1 protein-coding gene is annotated in these 1068 nt (G+C 73.8%); it reads right to left on the bottom strand.

Translation table 11 applies throughout. The features are described from left to right. Window positions 1–39: 39 nt before the first annotated feature. Window positions 40–1068 (bottom strand): hypothetical protein (locus tag FUT87_RS29360; protein WP_222617271.1); only part of this gene is annotated, 1029 nt, incomplete at its 5' end.

The raw sequence follows: 1068 nt of genomic DNA on the forward strand, positions 1-1068 counted from the left end.
GAGGCCTCGCGTCCGCGAACCTCACGCCCTGTTCGAGCCTCACCGGCGGCCGGGCGCGCGGGCCTCGGCGTCGAGCACGGACTGGATCACCTCGGCCAGGGCGACCGGCGTGGGGGCCGGGTCCAGCTCGACCAGCACCATGTAGCCGCGGTCACGGCCCTGGGCGGTGAAGGCCTGCAGCAGTGCGATCTGGTCGCTGTGCACCATCGTGCCCTCCGGCGACCAGTATTCCATCGCCACCAGGCAACCATCCGACGGCGTGCCCGGGTAGAAGCGGCTGCCGACGTAGTAGCGCGGATCGATGGTGCTGCCATGCATCAGCATTTCGTCGCGACCGGCGCGGCCCGCGAGCCAGGCCTCCTGCAGGGGGGCGTAGTCGCGCCAGGACGCGGGCAGCAGCGCGCGGTAGCGGTCCAGCGTCCAGGCCGGCTCGTCGGCGCCGGGGACGCGCTGCTCGTACTCGGCGACGCTGGCTTCGCCCGGCACCTTGGTGTGGAGGTAAGGCGTCGGGCCGATCCAGATGTTGGAGGCGGCGCGTCCGGCGCCCTGGATGGTGAACAGGCCCTGCGGGGTGTTGCCCAGCGTGATCGTGCCCGGCAGGCCGCTGCTGGAGAGCGCCAGCTGCTCGATGTTGAACAGCCCGCCATCGGCGCGTCGCACGAAACGGCCGTCGGCCTGCCGCACCAGCGCCAGGCCCATCTGCTGCCGGCCCGGTCGCTGGAAGCTGAACACCACCGGGTAGCCGGGGCGGATCGCCAGCAGGTCCGCCAGCGGCGGACGCGCCGGCTGCGGAACGCCCTGCGCCGTCGCCAGCGCCTGGGCCAGCGCCTGCAGACGCGGCTCGTCGCGGTCGCGCTGCGCCAGTTGCGACTGGATCAGCGCCAGGTCCGCCGGCTGGCGGGTCTGCATCAGCGCATAGGCGGCGATCGCGAACTCGCGCGGCGCGGCCAGGCGCGGCAGCAGCGGACGCAGCAGCGGCGCCGCGTCGAAGGCGTAGAGCGTGAAGGCGGCCGTCAGCAGCGGGCGCTGGATCTCCGCCGGCTGGCTGTCCAGCGCGGGCAGCGCGGC

Source organism: Mitsuaria sp. TWR114 (assembly GCF_007997345.1).